The following is a 14518-nucleotide window of genomic DNA, read 5'->3' as shown; positions in this document are numbered from 1 at the left end:
TTAAATTGTTTATACTTTCTTTTATGAAGTAAATGGTTCACGTTTAAATCGTCTTGTCACTGTTAACATTAAAAGTATAGCGGCTACCGTTAAGCCTACAATAATTCCGATCCAAAAACCATGCGGCCCCATTGCTGGCACTATTAAATCTGTGCGCGCCAAAACATACCCTAAAGCAAACCCAATAAGCCAATAAGAAATAAATGTAATGTACGAAATAGGAGCAGTATGTTTTAAACCTCGTAAAATGCCGTTAGCAGATACTTGTAAAGCGTCTGGAAGCTGATAGATGCATGCTAAAACCATAATCGAGGTTGCTAATGCTATTACCTGTGCATCGTCAGTATAAAGCTGGCTAATAAGGTTACGACCAAAAAATGTGACTGTTGCAAGTAATATAGCAATCATGATAGCCAGTATGTAGCTGGTTGAAACGGCTTCTTTGAGTTGCTTAAGGTGATGTTGACCATATAAATTACCTATGCGAATACTAATGGCAATAGATAAGCTCAGTGGCATCATAAATAGTAGTGTGGTTACACTAGCTGCTATTTGGTGCCCTGCGACAGCCACAGCGCCAAGATGCGCAATAAACAGCGGGATACAAGCAAATAAAGTAACTTCAAAAAAGGTGGCTAGTGAGATAGGAATACCCACTTTAGTGATAACCCACATTGTTGAGAGCTTTGGTGCTTTAAAATTAGCGAGTAAACCTTTAGCATCTATCTTTTTACTTAATTGGCAGTATATAACTTGCACAATTGCCATAGCAGTAAAGACAAGGGCAGTGGCAATTCCGCAACCGGCTCCGCCTAAAGCAGGCATACCTAATTTTCCGTATATAAAAATATAATTAGCAGGTACATTCACCGCAAGGCCGATAAGACTGATGTAAAAAGCAGGCTTAGTCATTCCCATACCTTCAGTGATATTTCTATAAACACTGAAAACTAAAAAGCCGACAATACCCCACTTTACAAAGTGAATATAATCGAAGGCCATTACAGCAATTTCCTGGCTTGTATTGAGTCTAAGAATTATCATATCGGCAAAATAAGCGATTGAAAAACCAACAACACTTAATAAAACAGCGAGATAAAGGCCTTGCTGGAAATAATGGCTGATATTTTTTTTATCATTTGCACCAGAGAATTGCGCTATGATCCCCGTCAAAGCTAATAAAATACCTTGCAGAGCAAGCATTGCAGGGTTCCAAACACCTGTTGCAATTGATAAGGCTGCTAAATCTGTAGGGCTTACTTGACCAGCCATAATGGTGTCAACCACAGACATCAGAACTAAGGTTACTTGTGCTAAAAATACTGGGATCGCAAGAGAAATAAGGCTTTTAGCTTCCCAATTACAAAAAGTCATAGTGCTTGCTAAATAAAAATAATTGGCTGCTAGTGTAATTGATTTATAGCAGAATAAAAGTTAACAGCGATGATTCACTGATCCTAAAGTGATAAACTATTCTATAAACTATAGAAATGTAGGCTCATAAGGTTATTTAAACATATGTTCACGGGAATAGTACAAAGCAAAGCAAGCGTTTTATCTACAGAGCAGCGTGAAGGTGTATTGCGCTTAACGCTCTCGGTAGGCTTACAGTATATTGAAAAGCTAGAAATTGGCGCAAGCATTGCTATAAACGGCTGTTGTTTAACTGTGGTAAAATTTAGTCCGGCTGAAAACCAATTAGCGCATGTTTATTTTGATGTAATTGATGAAACATTAAAGCTAACAAATTTAGGAAGTTTAAAAAACGGTGATGATGTTAATTTTGAACGTTCTATGACTTTTGGTGCAGAACTAGGCGGGCATATTATTTCTGGTCACATACACTGCTGTGCCGTGATTGAGCAAATAATACATACCAAAGACAATTGTAAAATGAAGCTTACATTGCCATCTGAATGGCAAAAGTACGTTCTATATAAAGGGTTCGTAGCAATTAATGGAGCTAGTTTAACTGTTGGAGAAACAGACAACACTGGCTTTTGGCTTCATTTAATTCCAGAAACCCTCGCAATAACTAATCTTGGTAACGTTCAAGCTGAAGATCGCCTAAATATTGAAGTAGACCAACAAACGTACACGATTATTAATACTGTTGAAAATTACTTAGCTAAACAAGCTGTTTAAAATACTTGCTCGTTATCGCTATCAATGTGTAACTCTATTTTGTTGTATGCATGATCTATATGCATATTGAAATGAATAGGGTTACAACAGGCGCTGCAGTCTTCAAAGTAATCTTGGTCCCCTTCACTGGCATCAAGGGTTACGTGGATATGGTGCCCACAATGCGGGCAACAAATCCGTTGTGATAGATGATTTTTCATAAATACTCCAACCTTCAAATCAACAAAAGCAGCTCTTGTCTTTGTAACACGTCTGGAGTGCTTTTGTGGTGGTGTCTTGTTTAAAAACCCTACCTTAAATATAGTCTCAATTAGTCGTTTATGACATTCCCTTTACAAGAAAATGGCTGTTATTTTACAAGCTGTTCTATTTGTTGTTTTGCTTCAGTTAGATAGTGGCCTGCAAAAATATTTGCATTATTAAGTATTGGATACAGTTGATAGATACGTTTACGTTTTTCATAGCCTGTGGCAATGGGATAAAGGTGATTATAAGCTTGATAAAAGTCCTCAGGAAGTGGGGCGAACAATTCACTCATCGCTATATCTACCTCCCGATCACCATAATAACTTGCTGGGTCAAAAATACTGGGTATCGTATTTATGAAACCCATATTGCCGCGCCAAAAGTTACCATGTAATAGTGATGGCTGGACTGTATGGCTATGCAGTAAATCTTTAACTAACCCAATTAAGTTTTCTTTATCAGTTAGGTTGATGCCTTTTTCTTCGAGCAATTGCAGTTGCCAACCAATGCGCTCTTCTGCAAAAAATACATCCCATTTTTTATGCCATCGATTAGGTTGAACAGTAGAGCCTAAAAAATTATCGTGATCAAAGCCAAACATTGCTTGTTGATGCTTGTGATGAAGACTGGCTAAGTGACTGCCCATTGTTTGCCAATCGGTATGTGGTAGTTGATCAAATGTAAGCCATTCAAGTACTAAAAATGAAAACTCTATATTCGCGCCTAACGTGATACAGTCTGGCACCATAAATAGGCTTTCTTGAGTTAGCAATTTTAAGCTATGTGCTTCGCATTCAAAATGTTCTAAATATGAATGATGGCCAACTTTGACTAAATATCGGTGGGTCCCATCGCTAATTTCATACAATTTAATGTCATTCGTATTTTGCAGTTGGCGTTTGTAGGTGTGTTTAAAATCAAAGTGCATTGCTTGGCTGATCTGCTCATTAACGGTATTCCACATAATTTTGCTCAACTTTTATACAGATAAATAAACTATGGCAAAAAGTATTTAAATAAACAAACTCTTGTATGTAAAATTCACAAACCAGTTTTAGGTGATAACTCAATAGCGTCTGGAGAAAATATGAACAAAAGTATGCTTACAAATTTAGCGGCAATGATTTTGGTGTTGACAGGCTATTTTTTAGACCAAGCTATTGTGCTGTCAATTGGCTTATTTGCGCTCTCTGGTGCTTTTACAAATTTGCTTGCTGTGCATATGTTGTTTGAAAAAGTCCCTTTTCTGTATGGCTCAGGGGTTATTCAAGTGAAGTTTGGTCGCTTTAAAGAGGCTATTAAAGATCTTGTTGTAACAGAGTTTTTCTCTAAGGAAAAAATAGCCAAATTATTGCAAAGTAAGCAACCAGAAATAGATTTAAAACCGGTTATTGAAGATATAAATCTAGACCCTGCTTTTGACAGTTTACTTGAAGTAATTGAGCAGTCTCAGTTTGGCAGTATGCTTGCTATGTTGGGTGGCACGCAAGCTGTTGAACCTATGCGCGAATCATTTATAGTTAAAATGAAAGCGTCTTTGATAACTATGAGCGAAACTGCAGAGTTTAAGCAACTTGTTAATGAAAAGCTCACTCAAAAAACGATGTCTTCAGATGCTTTGTACAACACAGTGTTAGGGTTGGTGGATGATAGATTAAATGAATTAACACCTGCTATGGTCAAAGATATTATTCAAACCATGATACGCGAACATTTAGGTTGGCTTGTTGTATGGGGTGGAGTTTTTGGTGGTTTATTTGGTTTGCTTGCAGCTATTATTTAACTGTAAAAATTTTAAGCAGGCCAACGACTCGCCTGCTTAAATATTAATAGCACTATTCATAACTATTTAGAGCCCGAAACAACCAAAATAGTGTCATCATTAACTTTAGCTAGATCTTGAATGCTCGTTTTAGTACTTGAGTCTAAATTTAAAAATTTTGCTGATTTATTAAAACCATATTTACCAGCAAACTGAGACAGTTGCATATCATTACAACGTAATTTATTGACTGCTGTATTTTTACTCATACGTAAGTCACGCATCGTTGTTGAAAGTGTAATCGGTCTATTTGCTACCACAGCCATACAAACTTGAGTACCAGGTGTGTTATCTGCTGCAATAAATTCTGCCGCCTGAGTTGTAGTAGATACAAGTGTTGCCGCGCCGATTAAAAGAGTCGTAGTAAGTGTAGTTGTTAAAGTGTTCATCATCATTCTCCAGGTATTGATGTTAGTTGACGATTTAATTATTGGCTTATTTTTAAAAGAATGCTGTAAATGAAAATCGACAAGATGTAAGTAACTATTTCATACCTAAAAAAATTTAGTAACTCATTGTAATTTATTAGCTTTAAGTGTGTTTTTTGACACATTTTCTAAGTATTTATTTTCAATTTTTATTTGAATTTGTTTGTTTTTCATACTGTTTTCATTGGCTTTACACTTCGTTTACTTTAGAGTAATTACACTTTATTAATTATCATGGCTGACATATATTTTCAGGCTGCTATTATTCGCATTAAATATATAACTCCCCGATGGAGATGATGTGAGTAGTAAGGTTTCTCAATATTACCAGCAAGCTTATGCATGTAATCAAAGCAACTTTAACCAATGTTTTTACTGTGGTTGTGAGGCAACAGAACGCGATCATTGCCCACCACTACATATGCTACAAAGTATTATAGATTTAGGCGAGGATGCTGACTTTATAAGTATTGCAGCGTGTTATGAATGTCATGCGCTATTACATAATGAGCGGTTACTCACTATTGATGAACGTTTTATTAAATTGAAAAAGAAATTATCGAGCAAATACGCAAAACCGCTTCGTGTTTATAACATGTGGCATGAAAATGAGCTTAGCGATATGAGCGATGAATTTGCACACAGTATAAAAGCGGGGATGGCATTGGGCAAAGAAGCCTCTGAACGCATGGCATTTGCGGGTTTTAGTTATGCCACAGAAGAAGCAAAAGTGACTGTGCGAGAAAAAACCCCAGAGTTTGATGTAGAGGGGACAGTATTTAACGATTTCAAACAGGCCTTGAATTATTGTATTGATACTCTAAAAGTACAGCGAAGTGAGTTTTATAAAATTTTAGTTGAAGATTACCAAGGTGATTTTAATAAAGCACTGAGTCAATACCGACACCGTCACGACAAAGTCACAGCGGCAAAAGATGGTAATTGCCTGATTAAAGAGTTTTCAAAACAACACAAACAAAATTCAGATTTTGTTACACGCACAGTAAAGCATTTTATAAATAAAGACCCGAGCCTCTCAACGCAAGCTGCGTTGGATAAGCTCTATACTAACTACGTAAAAAAATAATTTGCGTGTCATTTTAATAAGCAAAGCAATGAATTTATTATGAGTTCATTAGAATGACATTCATCTTAAATAAATGCAGATCCAGCTTATTTCTTAGCTTTATGCTGTTTATTTATATACATTAACAAAAAAACAACAGAGACTAACATGATGCAAAAATTTGCTCCTTCATTGCTGGTCGTTGCACTTGGTGTTGCCTTAGCGGGTTGTCAAGATAACGGTCCTCAAGACGAAAAAGTTACTATAAATAAAAATCCTTACCCGAGTACTTACACAGCTCTCAAATCAACCAGCACTTTAATTACCAATGCGACAGTTCTAACAGGAACTGGTGAGCGTTTAGATGAAGCTGACGTGCTATTGATCGATGGTAAAGTACAACAAGTAGGTAAAGATTTATCTGCTAGCGCTGACGTGACAATTGATGCGCAGGGCAAGTGGGTAACTCCTGGTTTAATCGATGTACATTCTCATTTGGGCGCATATCCAAACCCGTCGGTTGAGTCCCATCAAGATGGTAACGAAATGACCAGCCCTAATACAGCTGAAGTATGGGTTGAGCATTCGGTATGGCCACAAGACCCTGGTTTTAACCGTGCTCGTGAAGGCGGTATCACTTCGTTACAAATTCTACCTGGCTCTGCTAATTTATTTGGTGGTCGTGGGGTTACGTTAAAAAACGTACCAGCGCATACAATGCAAGGAATGAAATTTCCTGATGCGCCTTATGGCTTAAAGATGGCATGTGGTGAAAACCCTAAACGCGTTTATGGTCGTAAAGGTGTATTACCATCAACCCGTATGGGTAATATGGCGGGATATCGTACTGCATGGATTGGCGCAGCAGAGTATAAGCGTGAGTGGGATAAATACGATTCAGACTACGCCGCAGGAAAGAATCCTGAAGTACCGCATCGTGATATAAAATACGACACATTGCGCGGCGTACTAGAAGGCGAAGTGATGATCCATAACCACTGCTATAAAGCAGAAGAAATGGCCATGATGATCGACCTATCAAAAGAGTTTGGTTATCATGCAGGTACATTCCATCATGGTATTGAAGCATATAAAATTGCTGATTTATTAGCCGAAAATGGTTCTTGTGCTGCACTGTGGCCAGACTGGTGGGGTTTTAAAATGGAAGCCTACGATATGGTTCAAGAAAACGTTGCGATTGTAGATGCAGTTAAAAATTCATGTGCGGTTGTTCACTCTGATTCAGATACAACAATTCAACGCTTAAACCAAGAAGCGGGCAAAGTAATGTTTCGCGCAAATGATAATGGTTTTGATATCTCAGAAGCGCATGCAATTAAGTGGATCACTGTAAATGCCGCAAAATCGCTAGGCATTGATGATAAAACAGGCTCGCTTGAAGCAGGTAAACAAGGTGACGTGGTCATCTGGAACCAAAACCCTTTCAGTGTTTACGCAAAGGCTGAACAAGTATTTGTGGATGGTGCTAAAGTATATGACCGTGATGATGCGGCGTTCCAAGCACAAAGTGATTTCATGTTAGGTCAAAAATAAGGAGTAACTAGAATGACAAAATTAACACACTCATTTTCGCTCTCGCTAGTTGCTGCAGGTCTGTTAGCGAGTGCTACTGCGAATGCTGAATCGTTCGCAATTATTAATGCCACGGTGCATACGTCAACAGAGCAGGGCATCCTAACGGGTGCAAGCATTGTATTTGACGAAGGTAAAATTACAGCAATCAACCCAGCTAAGGTTGAAGCGGATAACATTGTTGATGCAAAAGGACAAATCATCACAGCCGGTTTTATTGGCAGCATGAATCAACTAGGTTTGGTTGAAGTTGGCGCTGTTGCGGGCTCTCGTGATGCAGGCGATGATAAAGCAGGCATCGACTTTGATCCAAGCCTTGCGTTTAACCCTCGTTCAAGCTTGATCCCATATGCGCGTAAAGGCGGTATAACGCGTGATGTAGTTACACCTCACGGTGGTGACAGCATTTTTGCAGGTCTTGCTACTGTAGTTGATTTAAGCGGTGAGTTTGACAGCGTTAAACAAACACAGGCTGCTTTAGTTGTTCATTTAGGAGAGCAGCGTAAAGGCTCACGTGCAATGTCACTGAAGTCGTTAATTGATAAGCTGAGTGGACATAAGCAAAAGTCTGAGAAAAAGGACAAAAAAGATGATGCGAAGCCAAGTACAGAAGATAAAGTTTTAACTAAAGTACTTGCTGGTGAAATGCCACTATTAGTGAGTGCATCACGTGCATCAGACATCATCGAGCTTATAAAAGTAAAGGAGCAGTTTTCGCTTAACTTAGTGATTGCAGGAGCCCAAGATGCCGTTGTAGTTAAAGAGCAGCTAGCTAAAGCGCAAGTCCCTGTGATAATGAGTTCAATGGACAACTTACCAGGTAGTTTTGATTCATTAAATGCCCATTTAGCGAATGCAGGTTTACTTGAAAAAGCAGGCGTTAAAGTACTACTTTCGATTGCGGGAGATGGCAGTCACAATGTGTATCAGTTACGCTATGATGCTGGTAATGCCGTATCGTATGGCATGACTCAAGAAGGTGCATTAAAAGCAATTACCGCTAATGTAGCAGACGTATTTGGTATTAATGCAGGTAGCATTGCTGTAGGCAAAGCCGCTGATTTAGTTATGTGGAATGATGACCCGTTTGAGCTTAACAGCCACGTGACTAAAATGTTTATCAATGGCGAAGAAGTATCAACTGAATCACGTCAAGATAAACTACGTGACCGTTATACGACTGACTCAGAAATGCCACGAGCATACACTAAATAGTGTTCGGTTCGTTTAAAAAGCCGCTTTAGCGGCTTTTTTATGCGCACTGCATAGTTCCGGATTTATCCCAGACACAAAAAAGGCGCTCAATGAGCGCCTTCTATACTATTTAACGGTTAAACTAGTTTAGATAGAATATCGTTAAATGTGGCACTTGGACGCATTGCATCAAATGCCGATGAATCGTTAGGTTGGAAATAACCACCTACGTTCATAGATACACCTTGTGCGTCATTAAGTTCAGATACGATTTGCTCTTTTTGTGCTTCTAGGTCACTAGCAATTTGAGTGAACTGAGCTTTAAGCTCTGAATCATCATCTTGTTTAGCAAGCTCTTGAGCCCAGAATAAAGATAAGAAAAAGTGAGAACCACGGTTATCAATTTCTTTTACTTTACGTGAAGGCGATTTGTTTTCAGCAAGGAAAGTACCTGTTGCTTTATCTAACGTATCAGCAAGTACTTGTGCTTTCTTGTTGCCAGCATTCACGGCTAAATGTTCTAGTGAAGCAGACAAGGCTAAGAATTCACCTAAAGAATCCCAACGTAAGTGATTTTCTTTTTCGAACTGTTGAACGTGCTTAGGTGCAGAACCACCAGCGCCTGTTTCAAATAAGCCACCGCCATTCATAAGTGGAACGATTGAAAGCATTTTTGCACTTGTACCAAGCTCAAGAATTGGGAATAAATCAGTAAGGTAGTCACGTAAAACGTTACCCGTTACTGAGATAGTGTCTTTACCTTCTTTAATACGCGCTAGTGAGAACAATGTCGCTTCAAGCGGCGCTAAAATTTGAATATCAAGACCATCAGTGTCGTGGTTTGGTAAATATGCATTTACTTTTTTGATGATTTGCGCATCGTGTGCACGGTTTTCATCAAGCCAGAAAATAGCAGGGTTACCTGTAGCACGAGCACGGTTAACAGCAAGTTTAACCCAATCTTGAATTGGTGCATCTTTAACCTGACACATGCGCCAGATATCACCTTGCTCTACATTGTGCTCAAGTAACGTATTACCGTTAGCATCAACAACACGAATTACACCGTCAGCTTTTGCTTCAAACGTTTTGTCGTGTGAGCCATACTCTTCTGCTTTTTGCGCCATAAGGCCAACATTTGGCACGCTACCCATAGTCGTTGGATCAAATGCGCCGTGCTCTTTACAGAAATCTATAGTTGCTTGGTAAACACTTGAATAACAACGATCAGGAATTACAAAGCTGGTATCTTGTAATTTACCATCGCTATTCCACATTTGACCGCTTGAACGGATTGCCGCTGGCATTGATGCATCAATGATCACATCACTTGGAACGTGTAAGTTAGTAATACCACGGTCTGAATCAACCATTGCGATAGCAGGGCGGTTTGAGTATACAGCTTGAATATCAGCTTCAATTTCAGTGCGCTTTGCTTCATCTAGAGATTGAATTTTAGAGTAAACATCACCTAGGCCATTGTTTACATCAACACCTAGCTCTTCAAATAACTCGCCGTGTTTAGCAAATACGTCTTTATAAAATACTTTAACTGCGTGGCCAAAGATGATTGGGTCAGACACTTTCATCATGGTTGCTTTCATGTGTAATGAAAACAGAACGCCCTTTTCTTTTGCGGCTTGAATTTCTGCTTCTAAGAAAGCATGTAATTTAGTCGCATTGATAGAAGAAGCATCAATGACTTCGCCAGCAAGTAGTGGTGTGCTTGCCTTAAGTACAGACACATCGCCATTTTTTGCAACATGCTCAATACGAACATCTGTCGCTTCATCAACAGTTACTGATTGTTCAGAACCAAAGAAATCGCCTTCGCTCATGCTCGCAACATAAGAAGCAGACTCTTTGCTCCATGCACCCATTGAATGTGGGTTGTTACGTGCATACTCTTTAACAGAGCCAGGTGCACGACGGTCAGAGTTACCTTCACGTAATACAGGATTTACAGCACTGCCTTTGATTTTATCGTAGGTCGCTTGAATTGCTTTTTCTTCGTCAGTTTTAGGCTCTGAAGGATAATCTGGAAGTGCATACCCTTTTTCTTGTAATTCTTTGATCACAGCACGTAATTGTGGAACAGATGCACTGATGTTAGGTAATTTGATGATGTTAGCTTCAGGTGTTTTAGCAAGCTCGCCTAGTTCAGCTAGTGCATCGCCAATGCGCTGCTCTTCAGTTAAGTACTCAGGGAAGTTAGCAATTACGCGACCAGCAAGCGAGATATCACGTGTTTCAACTTCAACACCAGCGGCATTAGTGTATGCTTGAATAATTGGTAGCAAAGAGTATGTTGCGAGTGCCGGAGCTTCGTCTGTTTTAGTATAGATAATTTTTGATGTCATCATCATTCCTAGATAGTAGGCATAAAGCCATATTCAACAATGCAAGAATATCATCACCTATTGGCAATGATCAGTCTGTTAGGTGTTAATACTGTAAATCAATAACCACACCTGACGGACTGTGGATGCGTATTTATATGCAATTATTGGCGATAAAAAAATTAGCCATTAGCATAATGTTATGAGCTTTAATTGCATATAAATGCAAATTTTGAGCAGTGGGATTGTACCAAGATTGGCTTAAAAGGGCTAGGGCACTAGTCTTTAAGGGCGAACCAACACTGCTTAAATTACCATAACAAATACACTATTGGGTCGATTAAGCAATATTTCAAGGTTTTGGGAGAGTTTTAGCTGTTTCGTTGGTTAAAAAGTTAATGATCGAATTAATTAATATTAATTAAAAGTAGTTAATAGCATAATTGAATATCGAAAAAAGAGGGGGGGTTAAGCGAGGAACTTTTCAGAACGCTCGCTTGTAGTGTCGAACTTCTGTAACAACTACGCTAACTCTTCGTTAGGAGCAATATTAGTCGCGTGCAGGCCCTTAGGACCTTGCTGTAATTCGAATGTTACATCTTGACCAGCTTTAAGTGTTTTATATCCGTCCATTACAATCGTTGAGTAATGAGCGAAAATATCGTTCTCGCAGCCGTCTTCTACGATGAAACCAAAACCTTTGGCGTTATTGAACCATTTGACTTTACCACAAGCCATACTTCTACATCCTTCTATAAGTTGACTAATTTAGTTATTCTAAACCGTATTATTTGATAGACTGACTAAGGTTTAATCAATCTATAACTGACTGTAGTTTATTTATACTATCAGTCAAGTGATTTAAACTATTTTTTAACATTTTATTTATTTTTTTATTCAAGTTTGCTTGAGTTCCAAAGACAAGACTATATTTAATTATGAGTGGCATGAAAGATTCAGGTGTTTTAGACACAGTTCGCGATAGTGAAAAGCAAAAGCTACAACCACCGCGAAAATATAAAGTCATTTTAAATAATGATGATTACACGCCAATGGACTTCGTAATCGAAGTACTAGTGACGTTTTTTAATATGGATAGCGATAGAGCAACAGATGTGATGCTTCAAGTTCATCAAAACGGGCGTGCAATTTGTGGTGTTTACACTGCAGATGTAGCACAAACAAAAGTTGAACAAGTAAACCGTTATGCACGTGATAACGAGCATCCACTGCTTTGTAGTTGTGAGCAGGAATAATACCAAGGTAGGGTGAACAAAATACCCATCACAACGGTATATAATTAATATCTCATTAAGGGGTTGCCAATGCTAAACAAAGATTTAGAACTAACTTTAAATGCGGCATTTCGTGAAGCACGCACTCGCCGTCATGAATTTATGACCGTAGAGCACCTTTTACTTGCGCTACTAGATAATCCGTCTGCAAGTGAGGCGCTAAACGCGTGTTCAATTGATATGGCAGCGCTTAAAACAGAGCTATCAGAATTTATTGACGAAACAACACCCGTAATACCCGATTTAGAAGAGGAGCGTGAAACGCAGCCTACTCTTGGTTTTCAGCGAGTGTTACAACGTGCAGTATTCCATGTACAGTCGTCTGGTAAAAACGAAGTCACTGGGGTGAATGTGCTCGTTGCTATTTTTTCTGAGCAAGAAAGTCAGGCTGTGTATTTACTGAAAAAATCAGATGTTTCTCGTTTAGATATTGTGAACTTTATTTCACATGGTATCGGTAAGTCAGACGATGACATTGGTGGCGAAGAGTCGGATGATATTCACGAGGAAGTGCAAGAAGTGCAAGGGGAAGAACCTTCAAAGCTTGATAACTTTACCACCAATTTAAACGCTCAAGCAATTGAAGGTAACATTGACCCCCTTGTTGGACGTGATAACGAAGTCGAGCGTACGGTTCAGGTTTTATGCCGTCGTAAAAAGAATAACCCATTACTGGTGGGTGAAGCAGGGGTGGGTAAAACAGCGATAGCTGAAGGCCTCGCATATCGCATTGTAAATGAACAAGTACCCGATGTAATCGCTGATGCAGTCGTTTATTCGTTAGACATGGGCGCGCTACTTGCTGGTACAAAATACCGTGGTGACTTTGAAAAACGTTTTAAAGCTTTGCTTAAAGAGCTTCAGGCACAACCAGGCGCGATTTTATTTATCGATGAGATTCATACCATAATTGGCGCTGGAGCGGCTTCTGGTGGCGTTATGGACGCCTCTAACCTGCTTAAGCCGCTATTATCAAGTGGTAAACTGCGTTGTATGGGTTCTACAACTTATAATGAGTACAAAAACATCTTTGAAAAAGACCGCGCACTAGTACGTCGCTTTCAAAAAATTGATGTACTTGAGCCAAGTGTCGCTGACACCACAAAAATTCTTAATGGCTTAAAAGAGCGTTACGAAGAACACCACGGCATTCGTTATACGCAAAAAGCATTGAAAGCAGCGGCTGAACTTAGTGCTAAATATATTAATGAGCGTCACTTACCTGATAAAGCCATTGATGTGATAGACGAGGCCGGTGCGAATCAGCGCTTACAGCCTAGCTCTAAACGTAAAAAAACCATTGGTGTAGCGGATATAGAATCCATTGTCGCTAAAATGGCGCGTATTCCGCAGCAAAGTGTGTCATCAAGCGATAAAGAAACGCTTAAAAATCTTGATCGTAACCTCAAAATGTTGGTGTTTGGTCAAGATCAATCAATTGATGCGCTTACTTCTGCTATTCGCTTATCCCGCTCAGGTTTATCAAACGAAGATAAACCAGTTGGTTCGTTCTTGTTTGCAGGGCCAACGGGTGTAGGTAAAACAGAAGTAACGAAGCAGCTTGCTAAATGTATGGGTGTTGAGTTCATACGTTTTGACATGTCTGAATATGTAGAACGTCATGCTGTGAGTCGTTTAATTGGCGCGCCTCCTGGCTATGTTGGTTTTGAGCAGGGGGGATTATTAACTGAGGCGGTCATTAAAAATCCGCATTCTGTTGTACTGCTTGATGAAATAGAGAAAGCCCACTCTGATATCTACAACATTTTATTACAGGTAATGGATCACGGCACTTTAACTGATAATAATGGCCGTAAAGCGGACTTTAGAAACGTGGTGGTGGTCATGACAACGAATGCCGGTGTGCAAGAGACGGTTCGTAAATCAATAGGGTTCACTGAGCAAGATCATTCTCATGATGCAATGAGCGAGATTAACAAAGTGTTCTCACCTGAGTTTAGAAACCGTTTAGATAACATTATTTGGTTTAACCACCTAGAACGCGATGTGATCTTATTGGTAGTCGATAAGTTTATTGTTGAGCTGCAAGCTCAGCTTGATAAAAAATCGGTTAACCTCGAACTGACATCTAAAGCGCGAGAATGGCTGGCGGATCAAGGTTATGATAAAGCAATGGGTGCACGACCAATGGGGCGTGTTATTCAAGAGCAGCTTAAAAAACCACTGGCTAATGAGATTTTGTTTGGTGAGTTAATTGAAGGCGGCACGGTTAAAGTGTCACTGAAAGATAAAAAATTGCGTTTTGATTTTGAAACTGATTTAACACCAGCATAATCACTGCAATTATGCAGACAACAAAAAGCCCAGCATATGCTGGGCTTTTTGTTTATTAAATGTAATAGTCAGCGAGTTGCTTTCTATTACATTTA

General features: G+C 39.2%; 13 protein-coding genes. 7 read left to right on the top strand and 6 right to left on the bottom strand.

What is annotated here, in order from left to right; all coding sequences use genetic code 11:
- Nucleotides 1–21: 21 nt before the first annotated feature.
- On the bottom strand, nt 22–1374 hold the full coding sequence (locus tag ACFI4Z_RS00770) for an MATE family efflux transporter (protein ID WP_462668927.1): 1353 nt from the start codon (nt 1372–1374) through the stop codon (nt 22–24).
- A gap of 144 nt (nt 1375–1518) precedes the next feature.
- On the opposite strand from ACFI4Z_RS00770, the gene ACFI4Z_RS00765 reads away from it, so the two are divergent.
- Entirely contained in the window at nt 1519–2145 is a 627-nt protein-coding gene (locus tag ACFI4Z_RS00765) for a riboflavin synthase subunit alpha (RefSeq protein ID WP_462668926.1), read from the top strand.
- Here ACFI4Z_RS00765 and ACFI4Z_RS00760 read toward each other — a convergent pair.
- Nucleotides 2142–2345: a CPXCG motif-containing cysteine-rich protein gene (locus tag ACFI4Z_RS00760; RefSeq protein WP_099294145.1), complete on the bottom strand. Its 204-nt coding sequence runs from the start codon at nt 2343–2345 to the stop codon at nt 2142–2144. The two genes, ACFI4Z_RS00765 and ACFI4Z_RS00760, sit on opposite strands and share 4 nt — an antisense overlap.
- 149 nt (nt 2346–2494) lie before the next feature.
- The gene (locus tag ACFI4Z_RS00755; protein ID WP_462668925.1) at nt 2495–3355 is read right to left on the bottom strand and encodes a fructosamine kinase family protein; all 861 of its coding nucleotides are present in this window, start codon (nt 3353–3355) and stop codon (nt 2495–2497) included.
- Between the two features lie 123 nt (nt 3356–3478).
- Between ACFI4Z_RS00755 and ACFI4Z_RS00750 the strand changes: the two genes are divergently transcribed.
- Nucleotides 3479–4174 carry a DUF445 domain-containing protein gene (locus tag ACFI4Z_RS00750; protein WP_462668924.1) on the top strand — a complete coding sequence of 232 codons (696 nt, stop codon included), beginning with the start codon at nt 3479–3481 and terminating at the stop codon, nt 4172–4174.
- Nucleotides 4175–4236: 62 nt separating this feature from the next.
- Here the strand turns inward: ACFI4Z_RS00750 and ACFI4Z_RS00745 are convergent, their stop codons facing one another.
- The gene (locus ACFI4Z_RS00745) at nt 4237–4602 is read right to left on the bottom strand and encodes a DUF3718 domain-containing protein (RefSeq protein WP_462668923.1); all 366 of its coding nucleotides are present in this window, start codon (nt 4600–4602) and stop codon (nt 4237–4239) included.
- Nucleotides 4603–4942: 340 nt separating this feature from the next.
- Between ACFI4Z_RS00745 and ACFI4Z_RS00740 the strand changes: the two genes are divergently transcribed.
- The 3 genes from ACFI4Z_RS00740 (at nt 4943) to ACFI4Z_RS00730 (ending at nt 8515) form a co-directional block, all read left to right on the top strand.
- The gene (locus ACFI4Z_RS00740; protein WP_462668922.1) at nt 4943–5728 is read left to right on the top strand and encodes a hypothetical protein; all 786 of its coding nucleotides are present in this window, start codon (nt 4943–4945) and stop codon (nt 5726–5728) included.
- A gap of 150 nt (nt 5729–5878) precedes the next feature.
- Nucleotides 5879–7261 carry an amidohydrolase gene (locus ACFI4Z_RS00735; RefSeq protein ID WP_462669352.1) on the top strand — a complete coding sequence of 461 codons (1383 nt, stop codon included), beginning with the start codon at nt 5879–5881 and terminating at the stop codon, nt 7259–7261.
- Between the two features lie 12 nt (nt 7262–7273).
- Nucleotides 7274–8515: an amidohydrolase family protein gene (locus ACFI4Z_RS00730; RefSeq protein WP_462668921.1), complete on the top strand. Its 1242-nt coding sequence runs from the start codon at nt 7274–7276 to the stop codon at nt 8513–8515.
- A gap of 116 nt (nt 8516–8631) precedes the next feature.
- Here the strand turns inward: ACFI4Z_RS00730 and ACFI4Z_RS00725 are convergent, their stop codons facing one another.
- Together ACFI4Z_RS00725 and cspD are read right to left on the bottom strand one after the other, a co-directional pair.
- The gene (locus ACFI4Z_RS00725) at nt 8632–10854 is read right to left on the bottom strand and encodes an NADP-dependent isocitrate dehydrogenase (RefSeq protein WP_462668920.1); all 2223 of its coding nucleotides are present in this window, start codon (nt 10852–10854) and stop codon (nt 8632–8634) included.
- 501 nt (nt 10855–11355) lie between these two features.
- Nucleotides 11356–11571 (bottom strand): cold shock domain-containing protein CspD, encoded by a 216-nt coding sequence (gene cspD / locus ACFI4Z_RS00720; protein WP_099294119.1) that lies wholly within the window; start codon nt 11569–11571, stop codon nt 11356–11358.
- A 209-nt stretch (nt 11572–11780) separates the two neighbouring features.
- Between cspD and clpS the strand changes: the two genes are divergently transcribed.
- Nucleotides 11781–12089 carry an ATP-dependent Clp protease adapter ClpS gene (clpS, locus tag ACFI4Z_RS00715; protein WP_180270382.1) on the top strand — a complete coding sequence of 103 codons (309 nt, stop codon included), beginning with the start codon at nt 11781–11783 and terminating at the stop codon, nt 12087–12089.
- Nucleotides 12090–12158: 69 nt separating this feature from the next.
- A complete protein-coding gene (clpA, locus tag ACFI4Z_RS00710; RefSeq protein ID WP_462668919.1) occupies nt 12159–14423 on the top strand; it encodes an ATP-dependent Clp protease ATP-binding subunit ClpA in 2265 nt (754 codons plus the stop codon).
- The last annotated feature ends 95 nt before the right edge of the window (nt 14424–14518 follow it).

Source organism: Pseudoalteromonas sp. RWi3, assembly GCF_054960735.1.
Note: the sequence above shows the minus strand (reverse complement) of the source record. Positions and strands in the feature narration are given on the sequence as shown.

What these genes read in the sequence shown, in the direction of transcription:
- ACFI4Z_RS00725 (WP_462668920.1), bottom strand. Translation starts at nt 10,854, where the DNA reads ATGACATCAAAAATTATCTATACTAAAACAGACGAAGCTCCGGCACTC.
- ACFI4Z_RS00755 (WP_462668925.1), bottom strand. Translation starts at nt 3,355, where the DNA reads ATGTGGAATACCGTTAATGAGCAGATCAGCCAAGCAATGCACTTTGAT.
- ACFI4Z_RS00770 (WP_462668927.1), bottom strand. Translation starts at nt 1,374, where the DNA reads ATGACTTTTTGTAATTGGGAAGCTAAAAGCCTTATTTCTCTTGCGATC.
- clpS (WP_180270382.1), top strand. Translation starts at nt 11,781, where the DNA reads ATGAAAGATTCAGGTGTTTTAGACACAGTTCGCGATAGTGAAAAGCAA.
- ACFI4Z_RS00745 (WP_462668923.1), bottom strand. Translation starts at nt 4,602, where the DNA reads ATGAACACTTTAACAACTACACTTACTACGACTCTTTTAATCGGCGCG.
- clpA (WP_462668919.1), top strand. Translation starts at nt 12,159, where the DNA reads ATGCTAAACAAAGATTTAGAACTAACTTTAAATGCGGCATTTCGTGAA.
- ACFI4Z_RS00735 (WP_462669352.1), top strand. Translation starts at nt 5,879, where the DNA reads ATGCAAAAATTTGCTCCTTCATTGCTGGTCGTTGCACTTGGTGTTGCC.
- cspD (WP_099294119.1), bottom strand. Translation starts at nt 11,571, where the DNA reads ATGGCTTGTGGTAAAGTCAAATGGTTCAATAACGCCAAAGGTTTTGGT.
- ACFI4Z_RS00750 (WP_462668924.1), top strand. Translation starts at nt 3,479, where the DNA reads ATGAACAAAAGTATGCTTACAAATTTAGCGGCAATGATTTTGGTGTTG.
- ACFI4Z_RS00765 (WP_462668926.1), top strand. Translation starts at nt 1,519, where the DNA reads ATGTTCACGGGAATAGTACAAAGCAAAGCAAGCGTTTTATCTACAGAG.
- ACFI4Z_RS00730 (WP_462668921.1), top strand. Translation starts at nt 7,274, where the DNA reads ATGACAAAATTAACACACTCATTTTCGCTCTCGCTAGTTGCTGCAGGT.
- ACFI4Z_RS00760 (WP_099294145.1), bottom strand. Translation starts at nt 2,345, where the DNA reads ATGAAAAATCATCTATCACAACGGATTTGTTGCCCGCATTGTGGGCAC.